A 19,954-nucleotide genomic window follows, 5' to 3' on the forward strand; every position below is an offset into this window, starting at 1 on the left:
CGGCGGACGGATCCTTCCCGGAGCCGTGCGGCATTTCCATCCAACCCGGTTCCCTCAATGATCAACAGCCTGCTTACCCGCGTATTTGGCAGTCGTAATGAACGACAGCTGCGCCAGCTCAACCGCATCGTCGCCAAGATCAATGCGCTGGAGCCGGAGATCGAGAAGCTTTCCGACGAGCAGCTGCAGGCCAAGACGCCGGAATTCAAGCAGCGCATCGCCGGTGGTGAACCCCTGGACAAGGTGCTGCCGGAAGCGTTCGCGGTCTGCCGCGAGGCCGGTCGCCGCGTGCTGGGCATGCGCCACTACGACGTGCAGCTGATCGGCGGCATGGTGCTTCACCTGGGCAAGATCGCAGAAATGCGCACCGGTGAAGGCAAGACCCTGGTGGCGACCCTGCCGGTGTACCTCAACGCGCTGGAAGGCAAGGGCGTGCACGTGGTCACCGTGAACGACTACCTGGCCCGCCGCGATGCCGCGCAGATGGGCAAGCTGTACAACTGGCTGGGCCTGAGCGTGGGCGTGGTCTACCCGGGCATGCCGCACAGCGACAAGCGCGAAGCGTATGGTTCGGACATCACCTACGGCACCAACAACGAATTCGGTTTCGACTACCTGCGCGACAACATGGCGCTGTCCAAGGCTGACCGCTACCAGCGCGGCCTGCACTACGCCATCGTCGACGAAGTCGACTCCATCCTGATCGACGAAGCGCGTACCCCGCTGATCATCTCCGGCCCGGCCGACGATTCCCCGGAGCTGTACATCCGCGTCAACCGCATCGTGCCGAACCTGGTCAAGCAGGAAGCGGAAGACGGCGAAGGCGATTTCTGGGTCGATGAGAAGGGCAAGCAGGTGCACCTGTCCGAAGCGGGCATGGAGCACGCCGAACAGCTGCTGGTGGAAGCGGGCATCCTCGATGCCGAGACCGAAGGCCTGTACGCGGCGCAGAACCTGACCGTGGTCCACCACCTCAACGCCGCCCTGCGCGCGCACGCCATCTACCAGCGCGATGTGGACTACATCGTGCGCGACGGCGAAGTGGTCATCGTCGATGAGTTCACCGGCCGTACCCTGGCCGGCCGCCGCTGGTCCGATGGCCTGCACCAGGCGGTGGAAGCGAAGGAAGGCGTGCCTGTCCAGCGCGAGAACCAGACGCTGGCCAGCATCACCTTCCAGAACCTGTTCCGCATGTACAAGAAGCTGTCCGGCATGACCGGTACGGCCGACACCGAAGCGTTCGAATTCCAGAGCATCTATGGCCTGGAAGTGGTGGTGATCCCGACCAACCGCCCGACCATCCGCAAGGACAGCCCGGACCAGGTGTTCCTCAACCGCAAGGGCAAGTTCAACGCGGTGCTGGCCGACATCGAAGAGTGCGCCAAGCGCGGCCAGCCGGTGCTGGTGGGTACCACCTCGATCGAAACCTCGGAAATGCTGTCCGAGCACCTGCGCAAGGCGGGTGTGCAGCACGAAGTGCTCAACGCCAAGCAGCACGACCGCGAAGCGACCATCGTCGCCAACGCCGGTCGTCCGGCCGCCGTGACCATCGCCACCAACATGGCCGGTCGTGGTACCGACATCGTGCTGGGCGGTTCTCTGGAAGCGGAAATCCACGAGCTGGGCGAAGGCGCGACCGACGAGCAGAAGGCAGCGGTCAAGGCCGAGTGGCAGAAGCGCCATGACGCGGTCAAGGCGGCCGGCGGCCTGCACATCGTCGGCACCGAGCGCCACGAATCGCGTCGTATCGACAACCAGCTGCGTGGCCGTTCGGGCCGCCAGGGTGACCCGGGCTCGTCCCGTTTCTACCTGTCGCTGGAAGACAACCTGATGCGCATCTTCGCCTCCGACTGGGTGCAGAAGGCCATGCGCATGATGGGCATGAAGGAAGATGACGTCATCGAAGACCGTCTGGTCAGCCGCCAGATTGAAAAGGCGCAGCGCAAGGTCGAGGCCCACAACTTCGACATCCGCAAGAACCTGCTGGACTTCGACGACGTCAACAACGACCAGCGCAAGGTGATCTACGCCCAGCGCGACGAACTGCTTGACGCCGAGTCGGTGAAGGACAACGTGGATGGCATCCGCGACGACGTGATCTTCGACGTGGTCGCCCGCTTCGTGCCGCCGAACTCGGTGGACGAGCAGTGGGATCTGCGTGGCCTGGAAGCCACCCTGCAGGCGGACTTCGGCGTGGACATGTCGCTGACCGATCTGGTCAAGTCGCACGAGGAACTGGACGCCGAAGGCATCACCGCCAAGGTGCAGGAGCGCATCAACCAGCACTTCGCCGAGAAGGAAGCGGGTGTGGGCGAAGAGACCATGCGCGCGCTGGAGAAGCACGTGATGCTGACCGTGCTCGACCAGAGCTGGAAGGAGCACCTGGCGCGCATGGATTACCTGCGCCAGGGCATCTACCTGCGTGGTTATGCGCAGAAGCAGCCGAAGCAGGAATACAAGAAGGAAGCCTTCGAGCTGTTCTCGGACATGCTGGAGAACGTCAAGCGCGAAGTGGTGACCCTGCTGGCCCGCGTGCGTATCCGCAGCGACGAGGAAGTGCAGGCACTGGAAGCGGCCGAGCGCCAGCAGGTGGAAGCCCGCCTGAGCCAGTCGCAGTTCCAGCACCAGGATGCTGGCGGCTACGGTGCCGACGAAGAGGCTTCGCAGGTGGAGGCCGCCCAGCAGGGCGTGGCGCAGCTGCAGCGTGACGAGCCCAAGATCGGTCGCAACGATCCGTGCCCGTGCGGCAGCGGCAAGAAGTACAAGCACTGCCACGGCCAGCTGAGCTGACCCCCGGAGAGCCCCGCGAAAGCGGGGCTTTCCTGTTCTGGGCCTTGAAGCGCCCGGCGATTGCGCCGGTGCCCCGCTTTTCGGCATGCTTCGGCCATGCCTTCCCCGAAACGATCGATCCACGTCGTAGCCGCCGTCATCACCGACGCCCGCGGCCGCATCCTGCTCAACCGCCGTACCGAAAGCCGCGACATGGCCGGCCTCTGGGAATTCCCGGGCGGCAAACGCGAGCCCGGTGAGACCTCCGAACAGGCGCTGGTGCGCGAGCTGCACGAGGAGCTGGGCATCGAGGCCGAGGTGGGCGAGTGGATCATGGACGTGCCGCAGCGCTACCCGGACAAGGACCTGACCCTGGAAGTGCGCCACGTGCGCAGCTGGAAGGGCGCCCCGCGTGGACGCGAGGGCCAGGCCATCACCTGGGTGACGCCGGACAAGCTGGCCCGTTATTCAATGCCGCCGGCTGACCTGCCGGTGGTGGCCGCACTGCGCCAGCCGGACTGTTACCTGATCACCCCTGCGCCGGACATCGATGAGGGCGGCCTGCAACGTTGGCACGGGCAGCTGCAGCAGGCCGTGGCTTCGGGGCAGCAACGCATCCAGCTGCGCCTGCCCGCCGAGCATCCGCAGCGTCAGGGCGTGATCGAGCAGGCCGTGCGCGCGCATCGGCGCGGTGTGCAGTGGCTGCTCAACCGCGATATCGAACTGGCGCGCACCCTCGGCGTTGGCGTGCACCTGGGCAGCGAGCAGCTGCAGTCGCTGCAGGAACGGCCGCTGCCGCCGGGGCAACTGGTGGCCGCCTCCTGCCACGGGCTTGAGCAGCTGCTGGCCGCACAGCGGTTGGGCTGCGACTTCGCCGTGCTGGGGCCGGTGCAGGCCACCGCGAGCCATCCCGATGCAGTGCCGTTGGGGTGGGAGGCCTTCGCCGCGCTGCGCGCGCAGGTCTCGCTGCCGATCTATGCGCTGGGCGGCATGACACCGCAGCATGTGGCCGAGGCACGCCGGCATGGCGGGCAGGGTATCGCCGCCATCCGCGGCCTGTGGCCGGTGTAGCGCGATACACAGGGTCGCAAGCAAGTAGATCCACGCCATGCGTGGATGAGCAGACCCACGTCACGCAGCGACAAGTAGATCCACGCCATGCGTGGATGAGCAGACCCACGTCACGCAGCGACAAGTAGACCCACGCCATGCGCGGATGAGCAGACCCACGCCACGCAGGGAACAGTAGATCCACGCCATGCGTGGATGGCGGTTCAGCAGCTCCCGCTCACAACGTAATCCAGAAACACCCATACTGCCGCCGCAGCCCAAGCACGGTCGCCGCGCGCGTGGCGCTGCCCGGCAGGGTCTGCTCCAACCGCAATCCGACCGGGCGCCTTGCAGTCGGTGCAGGTGCCGTATCCGATTCCAATTCCTGCGCGCCAGGGCCCGCGCCCTCATCGACATCCTGCCGCGGATACACCGGCACCACGTCCACCAGCGGCCGCCGCACCACCGATTCCAGCTGGCCAAGAATCCGTTGTGCGCCGGCATCGGACACCGCGCCCCACAGGTACAGCGAAGAGAGCCGGTTCACGTCACCGATGCTGACCGCCGTGTGCAGCGCCTGCACCAGTTCGCTCAGCCGACGTGGGCAGCTGCTGCCGAGGCTGTCGCGTTGCAGGGTATTGCCGGAAGGCGCCGGCGGTGGCCGCCGGGACTGCGCGCCCAGGCTGTCGCAGGGGCGGTCGGTATAGACACTTTGCCCCTGCGGATCGGTGCAGCGGTTCAAGCGCGTGGACTGCGCCTGCACACCGGCGCAGACACCGGGCAGCAGCAGGACCAGCAACAGGGACAGGACGAGCTTCATCGATGCAGCGTAGCGCCGATTGCGATAAAGCAGCGTACTTTTCAGCCTTGCAGCAGCTTCAGTACCGAGACCGTCGGCTTGGCCAGGTTCAAGGTGTAGAAGTGCAGGCCCGGTGCGCCGCCTTCGATCAGGCGCTGGCACAGCTTGGCCACCACTTCAGCGCCGAAGGCGCGCACCGATTCGGCGTCGTCACCGTAGGCCTGCATCTTGCGGCTGATCCAGCGCGGGATTTCCGCACCGCACTGTTCGGAGAAACGGCGCAGCTGGCTGAAGTTGGAGATCGGCATGATGCCCGGGATGATCGGCACCTGCACGCCGAGCCGCTGCACTTCGTCGACGAAGTGGAAGTAGGCGTCGGGATTGAAGAAGTACTGGGTGATGGCGGCATCGGCACCGGCGTCGATCTTGGCCTTGAAGTGCTTCAGGTCGAGCAGGGCGTCCTGCGCCTGTGGGTGCGTTTCCGGATACGCGCCCACTTCGATGCGGAAGGCATCGCCATGCTCGGCGCGGATGAAGGCGATCAGTTCGGAGGCGTAGCGCATGTCGCCAGGAAAGCCCATGCCCGAGGGCAGGTCGCCGCGCAGTGCGACCAGGCGCCGGCAGCCGATGGCGCGGTAGAGCTTGAGCAGTTCGCGGATTTCCTGGCGGGTACCGCCGACGCAGGACAGGTGCGGTGCCGCGTCGAAGCCGTGGTGCTGGTTGAGATGGCGCACGGTCTCGGAGGTGTAGCTGAGGGTCGAGCCACCGGCGCCGAAGGTGCAGGACACGTACTCGGGGGCATACGCCTTCAGCCTGGCCGCGGCACGGTCCAGCTGGGTGCGCTGTTCGTCGGTCTTGGGCGGATAGAACTCGAAGCTGATGGCGGTCATGGCACGGGCGGCGGCATCGGGTGTGAAGCAGTATATCTCTTCATCGAGATGGATGTGCGATGGATGTGCGGGGTCAGGCCATCCCGTGCGGGCGACCGTTCGCCCCGCTGACGGGCCGTTGCTCCGTAATCGCCACCGGGGCACCGGGAACGAAGCCAGGCTGGTCCCAATCCCGGCACCACCCACGCGATTAAGGAGCAGACGATGAAAATCTTCCAGGCACTCTGGTACGCGATGAAGGCCTTGGCCAGGCTGACCATGATCGGCATGGCGATGGCCGTGCTTGGCTCAGGCCCGGCCCATGCCGCAGCCGTCGATAAGGCCGCTGTTCCAGGCGCAGTGCAGGTCGAGGTGCTCGGCAAGGGCCGTCCCTTGCTGATGATTCCCGGGCTTAACAGCAGTGCGGAGGTCTGGCGTGAGACCTGCCTGGCCCTGAAGGACGTGCAGTGCCATCTGGTGCAACTGCCGGGTTTTGCTGGTGCGGCACCTGCCGACCCGCGGCCGGCGGATTTCCTGCCGGCGATGCGCGACGAACTGCTGGGCTATCTGCAGGCGCGGCACCTGTCGAAGGTCGCCGTGATCGGTCACAGCCTGGGGGGTGTGCTGGCGATGCAACTGGCACTGAAGGCACCCGATACCGTCGGTCCGCTGGTGATCGTTGATTCGCTGCCGTTCTATGCGGCGGTGATGAACCCGCAGGCCACCGCGCAGAACGTGGGGATGATGGCCGGGCAGCTGCGTGAAGGGCTGCTGGCGGCCGATGAGGCCAGCTTCAATGCACGCAACGATGCGACCGCCAAAGCCCTGACCCGCAGCACCCAGCATCTGCCGGAGCTGCAGCGTTGGGGGCGCGACAGTGATCGCACGAGCATGGCCGATGCGATGTACTCCATGCTGGTGCGCGATCTGCGTGATGACATCGCCGGCATCCACACGCCGGTCCTGGTGATGGGCAGCTGGGCCGCTTACCAGTCGATGGGGAGTACGCAAGCCAGTACCCGTGCGCAGTTCCAGGCGCAGTACGCGAAGCTGCAGGGTGTGCAGATCGAGATGAGCGCACAGGGTTACCACTTCCTGATGTGGGATGATCCGCGTTGGCTGCAGGCGCACGTGCGCCGCTTCCTCGCCGCACATCCCTGACCGCCGTATGCCCTTTCCTCCACCGCCAAGGCTGCTCATGGACGCCACCACGCCATCCCGCCGCTTCTGGATCCTCAACGCGCTGGCGTGGGCAGGCTATGCGACGTACAGCCTGTGGCTGGGGGTGCGTATCGGCGGCGGTACGCTGTTCAGCGGCGTGGTGTTGATCTCCTTCAGCATTGCCGTTTCCCTGTGGTTGTGCAGCGGCGCGCTGCGTTCGGTCGCACTGCGGCAGCGCTGGTGGGATGGCAGTCTGGGCAGACTGGTGCTGAAACTGGCAGCTGGCGTGGTGGTCGGTGCCAGCATTGCACAGGCGCTGACGGCGGCATTGCTGTTGCCGGCGCTGGCCCTGGGCTGGGTGCAGTTGCCCGGTGGGCGTGCCGACTATCAGCTGTCGTCGGTCGTGCTGTACTGGATGAACACCGCCCTGTTCCTTTTGATGTGGACGGGACTGTGGGCGGGCCTGCATGGCTTGCGCCGCGCGCGCCACAGCGAGCTGGCGCGATTGCGGGTGGAGGCGGAGCGCAGCGCCCTGGAGCGCGATGCGTTGCGTGCGCGGCTGAATCCGCATTTCATGTTCAACGCATTGAACAACCTGCGAGCGCTGATTCTGGAAGAACCCGAGCGTGCCCGCGACATGGTCACCCGCCTGTCGCGCACGCTGCGCCACGCATTGGCCCATAATCGCAGCGAGCAGGTGACCCTGGCCGAGGAACTGGAAGTGGTCGACGACTATCTGGCCATCGAGGCGATCCACTTCGAACAGCGTCTGAAGGTGCGGCGGGAGATAGCCGCAGAGGCTGTGCAGGCACAACTGCCTGCGATGGCATTGCAGCTGTTGGTGGAGAACGCAATAAAACATGGCATTGCCAGCCGCGCGGGCGGCGGTGAGGTACGTATCCGCGCGTCGATGGAAGATGACCTGCTGCGCCTCCAGGTCGACAACCCGCTCTGCACTGGCGGTGAGCCTGCGCAAGGGCATGGTGTGGGATTGGCCTACCTGCGCGCGCAGCTTGGCACGCGCGGCCGTTTCGCCCTGCAGCCGATCGGCGACCGCATGCAGGCGCTGCTGGAGATTCCGCAATGACGGCCGCGCTGCGTGTGTTGATTGTCGATGATGCACGGCTGGCGCGACAGGAACTGCGGACGCTGTTGTCGGCGCTGCCGTGGGTGCAGTGCGTGGGCGAGGCCGACGATGTGCCTGCTGCGCGCGAGGCGATCGCCACGCTGGCGCCGGACCTGGTGTTGCTGGATGTGCAGATGCCCTCCGGCAATGGCTTCGATGTACTGGACGGGTTGGAAAGGGTGCCCTCGGTGGTGTTCGTCACTGCCTATGACACCTATGCAGTACGCGCGTTCCGGGCCAATGCACTGGATTACCTGGTGAAACCGGTGGAAGCGCCGCGACTGCTGGAAGCGCTGCAGCGTGCACGCCATCATGCGGCGTTGGATACCGAGCCTCCCATGATGCACGGCACGCTGGGTGCGCAGGACCAGGTGTTCGTGCGCGAAGGCGAGCGCTGCTGGTTCGTGTCCATTGCCGAGATCCGTCGATTGGTTGTGGACGGCAACTACACGCGGCTCTGGTTCCGAGACCAGAACGCATTGCTGGCCCGCAGCCTGAGCGCGTTGGAGGCACGCTTGCCATCGGACCTTTTCTTTCGTGCCAACCGCAACACGCTGGTCAACCTGCGGCGCATCCGTGCGGTCACGCCGAGCATTGGCGATGGCTACGATCTGGCACTGGATGATGGCAGTGAAGTGGAGGTATCGCGGCGGCAGGCACGGGAGCTTCGCGAGCGGATGGCGCTTTAGCCGATCCTACAGTTCTGCGCTGACCGGGCTGGTCACGAATCCCCACAGCAGCCGCGCCATGACCGCAGGTGAGCGTGCCTGCGCGCGGGAATAGGCCAGCAGTGCATCCAGCCGGGCACGATCGTACAGGTGGCCAGCCAGCAGCACTGCATGCACGCGCTGGCTGTTGCCGATGTCCAGCAGAGGATTGCCGTCCAGCAGCACCAGGTCGGCCGCCTTGCCGACCTCGACACTGCCATGCCGGGCCTGCAGGTGAAGGTGCTGTGCGGCGTGCAACGTGGCTGCGCGCAGCACGTCGGCCTGGCTGAGTCCGGCTTGGTGCAGCAGTTGGAGTTCATCGTGATAGCGGAAGCCGCCAAGCCCTGTGTCGGTGCCCACCAGCACCGGAACGCCAGCGCGGTGCGCAGCGCCGGTCAGTGCCAGGCCATGATTGAAATAGGCCTGCAGCGCGCGCTCGCCACGTTGGCCTGGGTAGCGGGTGACGGTGGCCTGCAGGTCGTCGCGCCAGGCCCAGCGCGAAAGCGGATCGAGGTGCGCCAGCCGCGGGTCGTCGATGAAGCCCGGATCGCGCGCGCGGGCGTCCTCCTCGCGGGTGACATGAGTGGGCACGAAGGCGCTGCCGCTGGCCTGCATCAGCGCGAAGGCGGCCTTGCACCTTGCAGGCGCATAGCTGTCCACCATGTACTCGGCCAAGGCTGTCGGGTCTTCACCGTCCAGCGTCCCGCTGCGCCATGCAGCTGCGGAGCCGGAGCAGTGGCGAACGAACAGATGTGCGTGTTCAAAGCTGTGCTGTCCGGCCTGCAGTGCCTCTTCCAGCGCCACCGCCCTGGGCAGGTGGCCCACCAGCGGACGATGCAGTTGCCGCGCCTCGGCAGCCAGCCGTTGGTAGGTATCCGGGCGCAGCCGGTTGTAGACCTTCAGTGCATCCACGCCGCGCTCGGCGTACTCACGCGCGCGACGGACGGCGTCATGTGGTGCCAGAGCAGGATCTTCGAAGTAGAAGCTGGCCACCTGCACGAAGCGCGGCGCGGTCAACGTGCCAGCGATGGCCTGTGCGCTCCAGCGACGCTTGTCAGCGACGCAGGCGATCAGCGGATCAGTCGGCTGCGGGCAGTCCATCATGTCGCGGGTGCCGGTGATGCCGTTGGCCAGCATCAACGGGAACTGCAGTTGCGGCGACAACTGCAGTGCGTGGGTGTGCATGTCCCAGAAGCCGGGCAGCAGCCAGCGGCCACCGGCGTTGAATACGTGCAAGGTGGCGTCGTGGGGGCCATTGCCGATGGCGATGATGGTGCCGTTGCGCACCGTCACAGTGGTGGGCGCGCTGGCGACGCCGTTCTGCACGTCCACCACCCGCGCATTGATGATCACCCGGCTGTTGCCGACATCGGGTTGCGGCGGCGCTGGCAACGGCCAGATCAGGGCGGCAGCGAACAGCAGGGCCGCAGCGAGAAGCACAGCCGCTACGGCCTTCAGCAGAGGCCGTTGGTGTGATCGACGGGAAGGGGGCAACGCGCGTGCTGCATCCATGAGCCTGCAATCCCTACGGTAGGTCGAGGGCAGGGTGGGGCAAGTCCGGTTCGGATGCCAGTGACTCTCGGCCTGCTCCCCTTGCACCGCCGGTGGCGGTTACCCTGTGCAGCGGATTCTTCGATCACACCGCGCCATGTCCATCGTCCTCACCGATTTCGCCCGCCCCCGTCTGTTCCCGCGCGTACCGCGCGCCAACACCATCCAGGACTGCAGCGCCGAGCAGTTCCAGGCGCATCTCAACGCGCACCCGCCGCTGAAGGTGCTCGATGGCTATGCACCGTTCTGCAAGCTGTTCGTCTATGAAAACTGGACCAGCACGCGCTGCCTGACCGTGCCGGTCACCGACGCCAACCGGCACCTGCTGCGCAGCGGCTACGAGGCGCGCAACCGTGAGGAACTGCCGGTGCTGGTGCGCTGGTTCGAGGGCGTGGAATCGCCACGGGCCAATTACCTGGTGGTGATCCTGTACAGCGCCGAGCAGCTGGCCAAGGAAGGTTCACCCATCGATGCGGACTGGGGCATCGTCGGCTGCATCTATACCGCCGAGCCGGAAGAAGTGCCGATGGCGCCGATCACCATGATGCGCAATGCGCTGGGCGTGGAGGAGGGTGGTTCGGGCGTGCCGCTGGACCGCCAAGCCTATCAGCGCGCGGTGGCGTTCTGGGAGAACAACGCCAACTGGCGGCCGTGATGAGACGTTGTGAAACGGCCACGAAACAACACGCTACGATGGCGGCAGATGGACGCAGGAGGTGCAGAGTGATGATGGGACGCATGAATCCACGGCGCGCTGTGTTGATGGCGGTGCTTGCCGCTGGTGGTTGCTCGGCGGGATACGACGCCGACGCTTCCTGCGGAAGCTTTTCCGAGCCGGCGGCGCTCCGCGATGCCGGTGTCGACCAGTTGCAGGCGTCCAACGCCGGAGGGCGCTGCACGTTCAGCGCCACCGGGCGCGATGCAGCAGCGTTGCAACGCCAGCAACGCATGCTGGAGGCGATCTCCCTCATCGCATGTGGCAAGCCGGCACACGCCCAGCCGACGCAGGGAACACCGGGATTCGAACTGCAGATGCCATCGCGCTGCCCGCTCTCGGCACGCACCTCGCTGGTCGTCCAGGATGCCGCTCGCTGGCGTCTCGACCGCCCGTCCATGCCGAGCTACCCGGCGGCTGCACGCGCTGACAACCTGCAGGGCAAAGCGAGCATGAGCGTGCTGTTGAACGACCAGGGGCACGCCGAAGCTGTCATCGTGGCGGGCTCCAGCGGTCATCCGCTGCTCGACGAAGCAGCGGTGAAGGCCGCGCTGGGATGGCGGTGGAAGCGGGAGGGAGGGACCTCCGGCACCCCGCGCATGAGCCTTGTGCCTGCCACAGCGACGTTTGCGAGCGACTAACCGGCCGAGCGCCCCGCCAGCGGTGTCCACTCCCACCACGGGTAGTGGTACTCGCGGTCGGTGGCATCCCAGCGCTGGCCGCAGCAGGTGCAGGCCACCCGATGGCGGTCGCCCCAGCCATCCTCGGCCACGCCCTGTTCCAGCAGCCGCACATGCCCCTGCTCGATGAGCCGGCGTGGGTCGAAGAACAGGTAATCCGGATACAGCGCGCACAGGCAGCCTTTGCGCTCGTGCCAGTAGCGCAGGCGGCGCAGCGCGGCCTGCAGGTGCACACCGTTGCTGACCAGCGCACCGCCAAGCTGCACGCCCTGGCAGGCCTGCTCGATCCGCTCGATCTGCGACGCCAGCGCATCCAGCGTCGTAGCGCTGAACAACCGTGCCAAGCGGCTGCTGGCGGCATGGATACGACTGGCATCGCGCGACAGCAGGTCCTGCAGCAGCACATCGGCCTGCGGGTCGTCCAGCCGCGGTGGCGGCGATGTGGACCAGGGCCAGCGCATCAACGGGGCCTGCCGATCGCGGCGTAGTGGCCGCCGGTCAGGCGCAGCAGGTCGGTCGGTGCCAGCTCCACTTCCAGGCCACGCCGTCCCGCGCTGACGTGCAGGGTGGGCAGTGCCTGCGCGCTGGCGTCGAGAAAACTGCGCAGGCGCTTCTTCTGTCCAAGCGGGCTGATGCCGCCGACCAGATAGCCGGTTGCGCGCTGCGCGGCATCGACGGCGGCCATCTCGCACTTCTTGCAGCCGGCCGCCTCGGCCAGTGCTTTCAGATCAAGCTGGCCGGCCACCGGCACGATGGCAACGAGCAGTTCGTGCGTTTCGGTGCTGGCCAGCAGCGTCTTGAATACCTGTGCCGGGTCCAGGCCCAGCTTTTCGACGGCTTCGCCGCCATAGGATTCGGCATGGGCATCGTGCACGTAGCTGTGCACGGTATGGGCGATCTTCTCGCGCTTGAGCAGGTTGATGGCCGGGGTCATGGGCGTATCGTAGCGCCGCGCGCGGGCGTTGCCTTGACCGAGACTACTGCGGGTGGCCAATGGAAAGCATCCACGCATGGCGTGGATCTACCATGGGACCGATGTACGGCATCCACGCATGGCGTGGATCTACCATGGGACCGATGGACGGCATCCACGCATGGCGTGGATCTACCATGGGACCGATGGACGGCATCCACGTGCGGCGTGGATCCACCGTGGGACCGATGGACGGCATCCACGCATGGCGTGGATCTACTGGGTCGGACGATACATGCGGTAGATCCACGCCATGCGTGGATGCGTGGTGCACGACCGCACGCCAAACCAGGACGGGCGCCCGAAGGCGCCCGTCCGTGTGTTGCATGCACTGGTAGTGCCGGCCGCTGGCCGACACCCGCAGGCATCAGTAGCGGTAATGATCCGGCTTGAACGGACCTTCCACCGGCACGCCGATGTAGTCGGCCTGTTCCTGGCTCAGGGTGGTCAGCTTCACGCCGATCTTTTCAAGGTGCAGGCGGGCCACTTCTTCGTCCAGCTTCTTCGGCAGCAGGTACACCTTGTTCTCGTAGGTGCCCTTGTTGGCCCACAGGTCGATCTGGGCCAGGGTCTGGTTGGCGAACGAGTTGGACATCACGAAGCTCGGGTGGCCGGTGGCGCAGCCCAGGTTGACCAGGCGGCCTTCGGCCAGCAGGAAGATCGCATTGCCGTTGGGGAAGATGTACTTGTCCACCTGCGGCTTGATGTTGACGTGCTTCACGCCCGGGAAGGCGACCAGCGCATCGACCTGGATCTCGTTGTCGAAGTGGCCGATGTTGCAGACGATGGCCTGGTCCTTCATCGCGCTCAGGTGCTCGATGCGGATGATGTCCTTGTTGCCGGTGGTGGTGACGTACAGGTCGGCACGGCCCAGGGTGGATTCGATGGTGTTGACCTCGAAGCCTTCCATCGCCGCCTGCAGGGCGCAGATCGGATCGATCTCGGTGACCACCACGCGCGCGCCGTAGGCACGCAGCGACGCGGCGCAGCCCTTGCCGACGTCACCGTAGCCGCAGACCACGGCGACCTTGCCGGCCAGCATCACGTCCATCGCGCGCTTGAGGCCATCGGCCAGCGACTCGCGGCAGCCGTACAGGTTGTCGAACTTGCTCTTGGTGACCGAGTCGTTGACGTTGATTGCCGGGATCAGCAGGGTGCCGGCCTGGGCCAGCTGGTACAGGCGGTGCACGCCGGTGGTGGTTTCTTCCGAAACGCCCTTCCAGTCCTTGACCACGCGGCCCCAGTAACCCGGGCGCTCCTTGGCCACGCGCTTGAGCAGGTTCTTGATGACCTGCTCTTCGTGCGAAGCGGCCTTTTCGTCGACCCAGGTGCTGCCGTTTTCCAGCTCGTAGCCCTTGTGGATCAGTAGGGTCACGTCACCGCCGTCGTCGACCACCAGCTCCGGGCCGGTCAGGGTGCCGTCGGGCAGGGTGAAGGTCAGCGCGTCCAGGGTGCAGTCCCAGTACTCTTCCAGCGACTCGCCCTTCCAGGCGAACACGGGGGTGCCGGTGGCGGCGATCGCCGCAGCGGCGTGGTCCTGGGTCGAGAAGATGTTGCACGAAGCCCAGCGCACGTCGGCGCCGATGTCCTTCAGGGTCTCGATCAGCACTGCGGTCTGGATGGTCATGTGCAGCGAGCCGGTCACGCGCACGCCCTTCAGCGGCAACTCGGCCTGGTACTTGCGGCGGATGGACATCAGGCCCGGCATCTCGTGCTCGGCGATGTCCAGTTCCTTGCGGCCCCAGTCGGCCAGGGTGATGTCGCGGATCTTGTAGTCGCCTTCGGTGGAGAAGGTCTTGGCAACAGCATTCATGCAGTAGCTCCGGTTGTGGGCGAGCGGATGCTCGCATCTGGCCGGGCGCCGTTGTTGCAAAGCCACCTGGCCGAGCCTGGCCGGTCTCAAGGGATCCGGTCGCAGCGCCCCTCGGCAGGGGAGGATGCCCATTATATCGCGCCTCCGCTGTGACACGGCGATGACCCAACCATCGGCAGATGGGCGCAGGTGCATGGCCTGTTAAGGTCGAGGGCTTCATGCAGCGAACAGGTGGAACAATGATGAGCACGCACGCACGCCGCAACCGGCGCTTGACTGGCCTGGTCCTGTCGATGGCCCTGCTGGCGGTGGTCCCGCAGGCCTGGGCTGCGGCACCGCAGGCGGCCGCGGCGCAGGCACAGGGCGTGGCCGGTTACGAGCTGCCCTCGGCCGCACTGCAGGCGGTGGTCGACGCGCCGCGGGCGCCGTCGCTGTTCCTGTCGCCGCGCCGCGATGTCGCCGCGCTGATGCAGATGCCGTCGCTGCCGTCGATCCAGGTGGTGGCGCAGCCGGAGCTGAAGCTGGCCGGCCTGCGCATCAATCCGAAAACCTTCTCTGACAGCCGCTTCAGCTTCGGCCAGAAGCTGTGGCTGATGAATGTGGCTGACGGCAAGGAACGGCAGATCAGCGGGTTGCCGGCCTCGCTGTCGATCGCCAGCCTGACGTGGTCGCCGGACCAGAAGTGGCTGGCCTTCAACCAGGTCGATGCCGCTACCGGGGCCAATGAGCTGTGGCTGGTGGACGTGGCTGGCGGCAGCGCCCGTCGCCTGGTCGCCGGCCTGAACACCGTTCTGGGCAGTGGCTACCAGTGGTTGCCGGACAGCCGTGGCCTGGTGGTGTTCACCCGCCCGGGCAACCTTGGCGCCGCCCCGGCTGCAGATGGCATCCCGACCGGCCCGGCCGTGCAGCAGACCAGCCAGGGCGGTGGCGTGGTGTCCATCCGCACCTACCAGGACCTGCTGAAGAACGAGGCCGACGCGCGCCAGTTCGATTACTACGCCACCACCCAACCGATGGAAGTGGGCCTGGACGGGCAGAGCCGTGCCATCGGTACGGCCGGCATCTTCATGGGTTTTGCGGTGTCGCCCGACGGCCGCTTCGTGCTCAGCCAGCCGGTGCAGCGTCCGTACTCCTACGTGGTGCCGCTGAGCAGCTTCCCGCGCCGCATCGAAGTGCTCGACCGCAGCACCGGCAAGCTGGTGCATACCGTGGCCGTACGGCCGCTGGTGGAAGGCCTGCCGACCGGCAATGATGCCGAAGTGACCGGCGTGCGTGACATCAGCTGGCGCGGCGATGCCGATGCCACCCTGGTCTGGGCCGAAGCGCAGGATGGTGGCGACCCGAACCGGGAAGCCAAGGTGCGCGATGCGGTGTTCATGCAGGCAGCACCGTTCGACACCCCGCCGGTGACCCTGGCCCAGCTCGGCAGCCGCTATGCCGGCATCAGCTGGGGCCGCGGCGACCTGGCCCTGCTCAACGAATCGTGGTGGAAGACCCGCCGCAGCAAGACCTGGCTGATCGCACCGGACAACGCCAGCGCCGATGCCAGGCTGCTGTGGGATCGCGACGCGCAGGACCGCTACGCCGATCCGGGCCGCCCGCTGATGGCCAGTGATGACCGCGGCCGCTCGCTGCTGCAGACCACCGCCGATGGCGGCAGCCTGTACCTGGCCGGTGCCGGTGCATCGCCGGAAGGCGACCGTCCGTTCGTGGATCGCTTCGATGTGGCCAGCGGCAAGGCAACGCGCCTGTTCCATTCGCAGGCACCGACCTACGCCGCGCCGGTAACGCTGCTGGATGCGCAGGCCAGTTCGCTGCTGATCAGCCGCGAGAGCCCGGACGAGCCGACCAACTTCTACGTGCAGTCGCTGGCCGACACCAACGCCGCACCGCGTGCGCTGACCCATTTCGCCCATCCGCTGCCGCAGCTGAAGGGCGTGCAGAAGGAGCAGATCCGCTACAAGCGCAAGGACGGCGTGGACCTGACCGCGACCCTGCTGCTGCCGCCGGGCTACGACCCCAAGCGCGATGGCCCGCGGCCGCTGCTGATGTGGGCCTACCCGGGTGAGTTCAAGAGCGCGGCGGCCGCCAGCCAGGTGACCGATTCGCCGTACCGCTTCAACGCGATCAGCTACTGGGGCCCGCAGGCGTTCCTTGCCAAGGGCTATGTGGTGCTGGCCAGCCCGTCGATGCCGATCATCGGCGAAGGCGACAAGGAGCCCAACGACACCTACATCGAACAGCTGGTGGCCAATGCGCAGGCCGCAGTGGACGAGGTGGTGCGGCGTGGCGTGACCGACCGCGAGCACATCGCCATCGGTGGCCACTCCTACGGTGCGTTCATGACCGCCAACCTGCTCGCGCACACCCGCCTGTTCAAGGCCGGCATCGCGCGCAGCGGCGCCTACAACCGCACGCTCACTCCGTTTGGTTTCCAGGCCGAAGAGCGCAACTACTGGCAGGCGCAGGACGTGTACCAGAAGATGGCGCCGTTCAATTACGCCGACAGGATCAAGGATCCGATCCTCTTCATCCACGGCGTGGACGACAACAACTCGGGCACCTTCCCGATGCAGAGCGAACGCATGTTTGCCGCAGTGAAGGGGCTGGGCGGCACTGCCCGCCTGGTGATGCTGCCGAACGAGTCGCATGCCTACCGCGCACGCGAATCGATCATGACGATGCTGGCCGAAAGCGAACGCTGGCTGGAGCAGAACCTCGGCCCGGTGCAGCAGGGCAAGGCCAAGAAGACGCGCTGACCAGTGCTGGTAGTGCCGGCCGCTGGCCGGCAACCTCATGGACCTCCGCAACGTGAGGTTGCCGGCCAGCGGCCGGCACTACCAGATGAAACCATTTTTGCATCGCAGCACGGCACGCGTTCTGGTTTAGGCTTGGGGTCTGGATCCGTTGACCGAGGCCTGTGCGTCGCCGATGAACGAGTACCGCAGCAGTATCGAATTCGCTTCCCCCGATCTTCCCCTGCGTGACGACGTGCGCCGTCTGGGTGCACTGGTCGGTGACCTGCTGGTCGAGCAGGTGTCGGCTGCCTTTCTCGATGACGTCGAGGACGTGCGTACGCGTGCCATTGCCCGCCGCGAGAACCAGGCGCCGCTGTCCGTGCTGGCTGACGGCCTGGCCGGGCGTGAACCGCAACAGGCCGAGACCATGGTGCGCGCGTTCAGCACCTACTTCCAGGTGGTCAACATCGCCGAGCGTGTGCATCGCATCCGCCGCCGCCGCGACTACCAGCGCGCCGTTGCCGCCGCACCGCAACCCGATGGCCTGCAGGATGCCCTGCAGCACCTGAAGGCGCAGGGCGTTGGCCTGGACGAACTGGCGCAGTGGCTGCCACGCATCGATATCGAGCCGGTGTTCACCGCGCACCCGACCGAGGCGGTGCGCCGCGCGCTGCTGGAGAAAGAGCAGCTGATGGTGGCCAGCCTGGTCGACAACCTCGACGGCCAGCGCACGCCGGGTGAAGCAGCCGCAGATGCCGCGCGTTTCCGCATGGCGTTGACCGCCTCGTGGCAGACCACCGATTCCTCGCCGGTGCGCCCGACCGTGGACGACGAACGCGAACACGTCGGCTTCTATCTGGTGCAGGTGCTGTACCGGGTGATCCCGGTGCTGTACGAATCGCTGCAGCAGGCGCTGCGCGATACCTATGGCGCGGAACTGCCGCTGCCGCGCCTGCTGCGTTTCGGCACGTGGGTGGGCGGCGACATGGACGGCAATCCCAATGTGGATGCGCACACCATCCGCAACACGCTGGATGCACAGCGCGTTGCCGTGCTGGGCCGCTACCAGAAGGAACTGCTGCAGCTGGCCAGCCTGCTCAGCCAATCCACCGAGCGGGTGGGGGTAAGCGATGCACTGCAGGCGCGCGTCGCGCATTACCAGCAGTTGCTGCCGCAGGTGCAGTCGCGGCCACGCCATGCCGACATGCCGTATCGGTTGCTCAATGACCGCATGCGCGCACGCCTGCAGGCCACGCTGGATGATGCCGACGGCGCCTATGCCGGCCCGGACGAGCTGATCGATGACCTGCAGCTGATCCTCGACAGCCTGCGCGCGAACCGGGGCGAACATGCCGGCGGCTTCGCGGTGCAGCGCCTGTTGTGGCGTGTGAAGACCTTCGGCTTCCATCTGGCGCGGCTGGATGTGCGCCAGGAATCGAGCGTGCATGCGCGCGCGCTGGCGGCAGTGCTGGGTGGCGATGCGGCATGGGACGCATTGGATGCAGCGGGTCGTGCACGCCGGCTGGCACCGCATGCCAGTGGTGAGACGCCGCTGCCCGCCGCTGACGACGAAGGCAACCAGCGGCTGGATGCAGTGTTCGCGGCCTTGGCCGATGCTCGTGCGCGGCATGGTGGCGACGCGCTGGGCAGCTACATCATCTCGATGGCACACGACCGTGGCGATGTGCTGGCGGTGCTGGCCCTGGCACGGCGTGGCGGCCTGGTCGATGACGCCGGCCACGTGCCGCTGGATATCGCGCCGCTGTTTGAAACCGTGGACGACCTCAAGCGCGGCACTGCGACGCTGCGCGATCTGCTGGCCGATCCGGTGTACCGCGCGCATCTGCGTGCACGCGAGGACGTGCAGATGGTGATGCTCGGCTATTCGGACAGCAGCAAGGATGGTGGCATTGCCGCATCACGCTGGGGCCTGCAGCGCGCACAGGTGGAGCTGCTGGAGGTGGCCGCCGAAGCGGGCCTGCGCCTGACCTTCTTCCATGGCCGCGGTGGCTCGATCAGCCGCGGTGGTGGCAAGACCACGCACGCGGTCGATGCCTCGCCACGCGGCAGCATCGATGGCCGCCTGCGGGTGACCGAGCAGGGCGAGGTGATCCACCGCAAGTACGGCATCCGCGCGCTGGCATTGCGTTCGCTGGAGCAGGCCACCGGTGCGGTGCTGCGCGCCAGCCTGCGCCCGCGTGCCGCCGAACCGCGCGAGGACGATTGGCGGCCGGTGATGGACGTGGTCGCCGGTGCCAGCAGCGAGGTCTATCGGGCGTTCGTCGGCCAACCGCGTTTCATGGACTATTTCCGTACCGCCACGCCGATCGATGTGATTGAACGGATGACGCTGGGATCGCGGCCGTCGCGCCGGCTCGGCCAGGATGCGGCCTTGACCAACCTGCGCGCGATTCCGTGGGTGTTCGCCTGGAGCCAGGCGCGCGCGGTGATTCCGGGCTGGTATGGGGTCGGCAGCGGCCTGCAGGCGGCCGCCGACGCCGGCCATGAAGCCACGTTGCGTGAAATGGCGCGGGACTGGCCGTTCTTCCGCACGTTCCTGGATGACATCGCGATGGTGCTGTCCAAGGGGGATATCACCATCGCCGAACAGTTCTCGCGCCTGTCCGGCGAGCTGCACGATGCGTTCTTCCCCCAGGTCGAGCGCGAACTGGAGCTGACCCGGCACTGGCTGCTGGCGCTGATGGAGCAGCAGACCCTGCTGGACCACGACGCGCGGCTGGCGCTGTCGATCCGCCTGCGCAATCCCTATGTGGACCCGATCAGCGTGCTGCAGGTGGACCTGCTGCAGCGCTGGCGCGAAAGCGGGCGCCAGGACGACGACCTGCTGCGTGCGCTGGTGGCCTGCGTGAACGGTGTTTCGCAGGGCGTGCAGAACACGGGGTGATCCGCATCCGCCGGGCATGGCCCGGCGAACTCGCATTGGTAGTGCCGGCCGCTGGCCGGCAACCTCGCAGCAGGCAGGCTACTGCAGTTGCCGGCCAG

15 protein-coding genes and 1 riboswitch are annotated in these 19,954 nt (G+C 66.6%); of the genes, 9 read left to right on the top strand and 6 right to left on the bottom strand.

Going from position 1 to position 19,954, the window contains the following annotated elements:
- Nucleotides 1-57 precede the first annotated feature (57 nt).
- Together secA and LMF57_RS03130 are read left to right on the top strand one after the other, a co-directional pair.
- A complete protein-coding gene (gene secA / locus LMF57_RS03125; RefSeq protein ID WP_229290776.1) occupies nucleotides 58-2,790 on the top strand; it encodes a preprotein translocase subunit SecA in 2,733 nt (910 codons plus the stop codon).
- Between the two features lie 96 nt (nucleotides 2,791-2,886).
- Nucleotides 2,887-3,840 (top strand): Nudix family hydrolase, encoded by a 954-nt coding sequence (locus tag LMF57_RS03130; protein ID WP_208082950.1) that lies wholly within the window; start codon nucleotides 2,887-2,889, stop codon nucleotides 3,838-3,840.
- A 217-nt stretch (nucleotides 3,841-4,057) separates the two neighbouring features.
- On the opposite strand, the gene LMF57_RS03135 is transcribed toward LMF57_RS03130, so the two are convergent.
- Nucleotides 4,058-4,639, bottom strand: coding sequence for a DUF4124 domain-containing protein (locus LMF57_RS03135; protein WP_229290781.1), 582 nt, complete (start codon nucleotides 4,637-4,639; stop codon nucleotides 4,058-4,060).
- Nucleotides 4,640-4,680: 41 nt separating this feature from the next.
- The gene (gene metF / locus LMF57_RS03140) at nucleotides 4,681-5,508 is read right to left on the bottom strand and encodes a methylenetetrahydrofolate reductase [NAD(P)H] (protein WP_229290784.1); all 828 of its coding nucleotides are present in this window, start codon (nucleotides 5,506-5,508) and stop codon (nucleotides 4,681-4,683) included.
- Nucleotides 5,509-5,712: 204 nt separating this feature from the next.
- Here metF and LMF57_RS03145 point away from each other — a divergent pair, with 204 nt between their 5' ends.
- Genes LMF57_RS03145 through LMF57_RS03155 form a run of 3 tightly spaced genes read left to right on the top strand, consistent with a single transcriptional unit; the run spans nucleotide 5,713 to nucleotide 8,463 of the window.
- Complete coding sequence (locus LMF57_RS03145) at nucleotides 5,713-6,648, top strand: alpha/beta hydrolase (protein WP_229290785.1); 936 nt, start codon at nucleotides 5,713-5,715, stop codon at nucleotides 6,646-6,648.
- 37 nt (nucleotides 6,649-6,685) lie between these two features.
- Nucleotides 6,686-7,735 (top strand): histidine kinase, encoded by a 1,050-nt coding sequence (locus LMF57_RS03150; RefSeq protein ID WP_229290787.1) that lies wholly within the window; start codon nucleotides 6,686-6,688, stop codon nucleotides 7,733-7,735.
- The gene (locus LMF57_RS03155) at nucleotides 7,732-8,463 is read left to right on the top strand and encodes a LytTR family DNA-binding domain-containing protein (protein ID WP_229290790.1); all 732 of its coding nucleotides are present in this window, start codon (nucleotides 7,732-7,734) and stop codon (nucleotides 8,461-8,463) included. Before LMF57_RS03150 ends, LMF57_RS03155 begins: the two co-directional genes overlap by 4 nt.
- Nucleotides 8,464-8,469: 6 nt before the next feature.
- On the opposite strand, the gene LMF57_RS03160 is transcribed toward LMF57_RS03155, so the two are convergent.
- Nucleotides 8,470-9,993, bottom strand: coding sequence for an amidohydrolase family protein (locus LMF57_RS03160; RefSeq protein ID WP_324255953.1), 1,524 nt, complete (start codon nucleotides 9,991-9,993; stop codon nucleotides 8,470-8,472).
- A gap of 136 nt (nucleotides 9,994-10,129) precedes the next feature.
- Here LMF57_RS03160 and LMF57_RS03165 point away from each other — a divergent pair, with 136 nt between their 5' ends.
- A complete protein-coding gene (locus tag LMF57_RS03165) occupies nucleotides 10,130-10,687 on the top strand; it encodes a DUF3228 family protein (RefSeq protein ID WP_208082957.1) in 558 nt (185 codons plus the stop codon).
- Between the two features lie 83 nt (nucleotides 10,688-10,770).
- Nucleotides 10,771-11,388, top strand: coding sequence for an energy transducer TonB (locus LMF57_RS03170; protein WP_229290800.1), 618 nt, complete (start codon nucleotides 10,771-10,773; stop codon nucleotides 11,386-11,388).
- Here LMF57_RS03170 and LMF57_RS03175 read toward each other — a convergent pair.
- The 3 genes from LMF57_RS03175 to ahcY all read right to left on the bottom strand — a co-directional run bounded on the left by LMF57_RS03175 (nucleotide 11,385) and on the right by ahcY (nucleotide 14,213).
- On the bottom strand, nucleotides 11,385-11,888 hold the full coding sequence (locus LMF57_RS03175; protein WP_229290801.1) for a hypothetical protein: 504 nt from the start codon (nucleotides 11,886-11,888) through the stop codon (nucleotides 11,385-11,387). The genes LMF57_RS03170 and LMF57_RS03175 overlap by 4 nt on opposite strands.
- Nucleotides 11,888-12,361 (bottom strand): Cys-tRNA(Pro) deacylase, encoded by a 474-nt coding sequence (gene ybaK, locus LMF57_RS03180; RefSeq protein ID WP_229290802.1) that lies wholly within the window; start codon nucleotides 12,359-12,361, stop codon nucleotides 11,888-11,890. Before ybaK ends, LMF57_RS03175 begins: the two co-directional genes overlap by 1 nt.
- A gap of 406 nt (nucleotides 12,362-12,767) precedes the next feature.
- Nucleotides 12,768-14,213 (bottom strand): adenosylhomocysteinase, encoded by a 1,446-nt coding sequence (gene ahcY / locus LMF57_RS03185; RefSeq protein ID WP_025876541.1) that lies wholly within the window; start codon nucleotides 14,211-14,213, stop codon nucleotides 12,768-12,770.
- Nucleotides 14,214-14,249: 36 nt separating this feature from the next.
- A riboswitch (S-adenosyl-L-homocysteine riboswitch) is annotated at nucleotides 14,250-14,332 on the bottom strand.
- Nucleotides 14,333-14,455: 123 nt separating this feature from the next.
- Between ahcY and LMF57_RS03190 the strand changes: the two genes are divergently transcribed.
- The gene (locus LMF57_RS03190; protein ID WP_229290805.1) at nucleotides 14,456-16,972 is read left to right on the top strand and encodes a prolyl oligopeptidase family serine peptidase; all 2,517 of its coding nucleotides are present in this window, start codon (nucleotides 14,456-14,458) and stop codon (nucleotides 16,970-16,972) included.
- 172 nt (nucleotides 16,973-17,144) lie between these two features.
- Nucleotides 17,145-19,856 carry a phosphoenolpyruvate carboxylase gene (gene ppc, locus LMF57_RS03195; RefSeq protein WP_229290806.1) on the top strand — a complete coding sequence of 904 codons (2,712 nt, stop codon included), beginning with the start codon at nucleotides 17,145-17,147 and terminating at the stop codon, nucleotides 19,854-19,856.
- Nucleotides 19,857-19,954: the final 98 nt, after the last annotated feature.

The organism is Stenotrophomonas sp. SI-NJAU-1 (assembly GCF_020883215.1).
GTDB classification, from domain to species: domain Bacteria; phylum Pseudomonadota; class Gammaproteobacteria; order Xanthomonadales; family Xanthomonadaceae; genus Stenotrophomonas; species Stenotrophomonas indicatrix.

Excerpts from the sequence above, each read along its gene's own strand:
- secA (WP_229290776.1), top strand. The coding sequence starts at position 58 with ATGATCAACAGCCTGCTTACCCGCGTATTTGGCAGTCGTAATGAACGA.
- LMF57_RS03130 (WP_208082950.1), top strand. The coding sequence starts at position 2,887 with ATGCCTTCCCCGAAACGATCGATCCACGTCGTAGCCGCCGTCATCACC.
- LMF57_RS03135 (WP_229290781.1), bottom strand. The coding sequence starts at position 4,639 with ATGAAGCTCGTCCTGTCCCTGTTGCTGGTCCTGCTGCTGCCCGGTGTC.
- metF (WP_229290784.1), bottom strand. The coding sequence starts at position 5,508 with ATGACCGCCATCAGCTTCGAGTTCTATCCGCCCAAGACCGACGAACAG.
- LMF57_RS03145 (WP_229290785.1), top strand. The coding sequence starts at position 5,713 with ATGAAAATCTTCCAGGCACTCTGGTACGCGATGAAGGCCTTGGCCAGG.
- LMF57_RS03150 (WP_229290787.1), top strand. The coding sequence starts at position 6,686 with ATGGACGCCACCACGCCATCCCGCCGCTTCTGGATCCTCAACGCGCTG.
- LMF57_RS03155 (WP_229290790.1), top strand. The coding sequence starts at position 7,732 with ATGACGGCCGCGCTGCGTGTGTTGATTGTCGATGATGCACGGCTGGCG.
- LMF57_RS03160 (WP_324255953.1), bottom strand. The coding sequence starts at position 9,993 with ATGGATGCAGCACGCGCGTTGCCCCCTTCCCGTCGATCACACCAACGG.
- LMF57_RS03165 (WP_208082957.1), top strand. The coding sequence starts at position 10,130 with ATGTCCATCGTCCTCACCGATTTCGCCCGCCCCCGTCTGTTCCCGCGC.
- LMF57_RS03170 (WP_229290800.1), top strand. The coding sequence starts at position 10,771 with ATGAATCCACGGCGCGCTGTGTTGATGGCGGTGCTTGCCGCTGGTGGT.
- LMF57_RS03175 (WP_229290801.1), bottom strand. The coding sequence starts at position 11,888 with ATGCGCTGGCCCTGGTCCACATCGCCGCCACCGCGGCTGGACGACCCG.
- ybaK (WP_229290802.1), bottom strand. The coding sequence starts at position 12,361 with ATGACCCCGGCCATCAACCTGCTCAAGCGCGAGAAGATCGCCCATACC.
- ahcY (WP_025876541.1), bottom strand. The coding sequence starts at position 14,213 with ATGAATGCTGTTGCCAAGACCTTCTCCACCGAAGGCGACTACAAGATC.
- LMF57_RS03190 (WP_229290805.1), top strand. The coding sequence starts at position 14,456 with ATGAGCACGCACGCACGCCGCAACCGGCGCTTGACTGGCCTGGTCCTG.
- ppc (WP_229290806.1), top strand. The coding sequence starts at position 17,145 with ATGAACGAGTACCGCAGCAGTATCGAATTCGCTTCCCCCGATCTTCCC.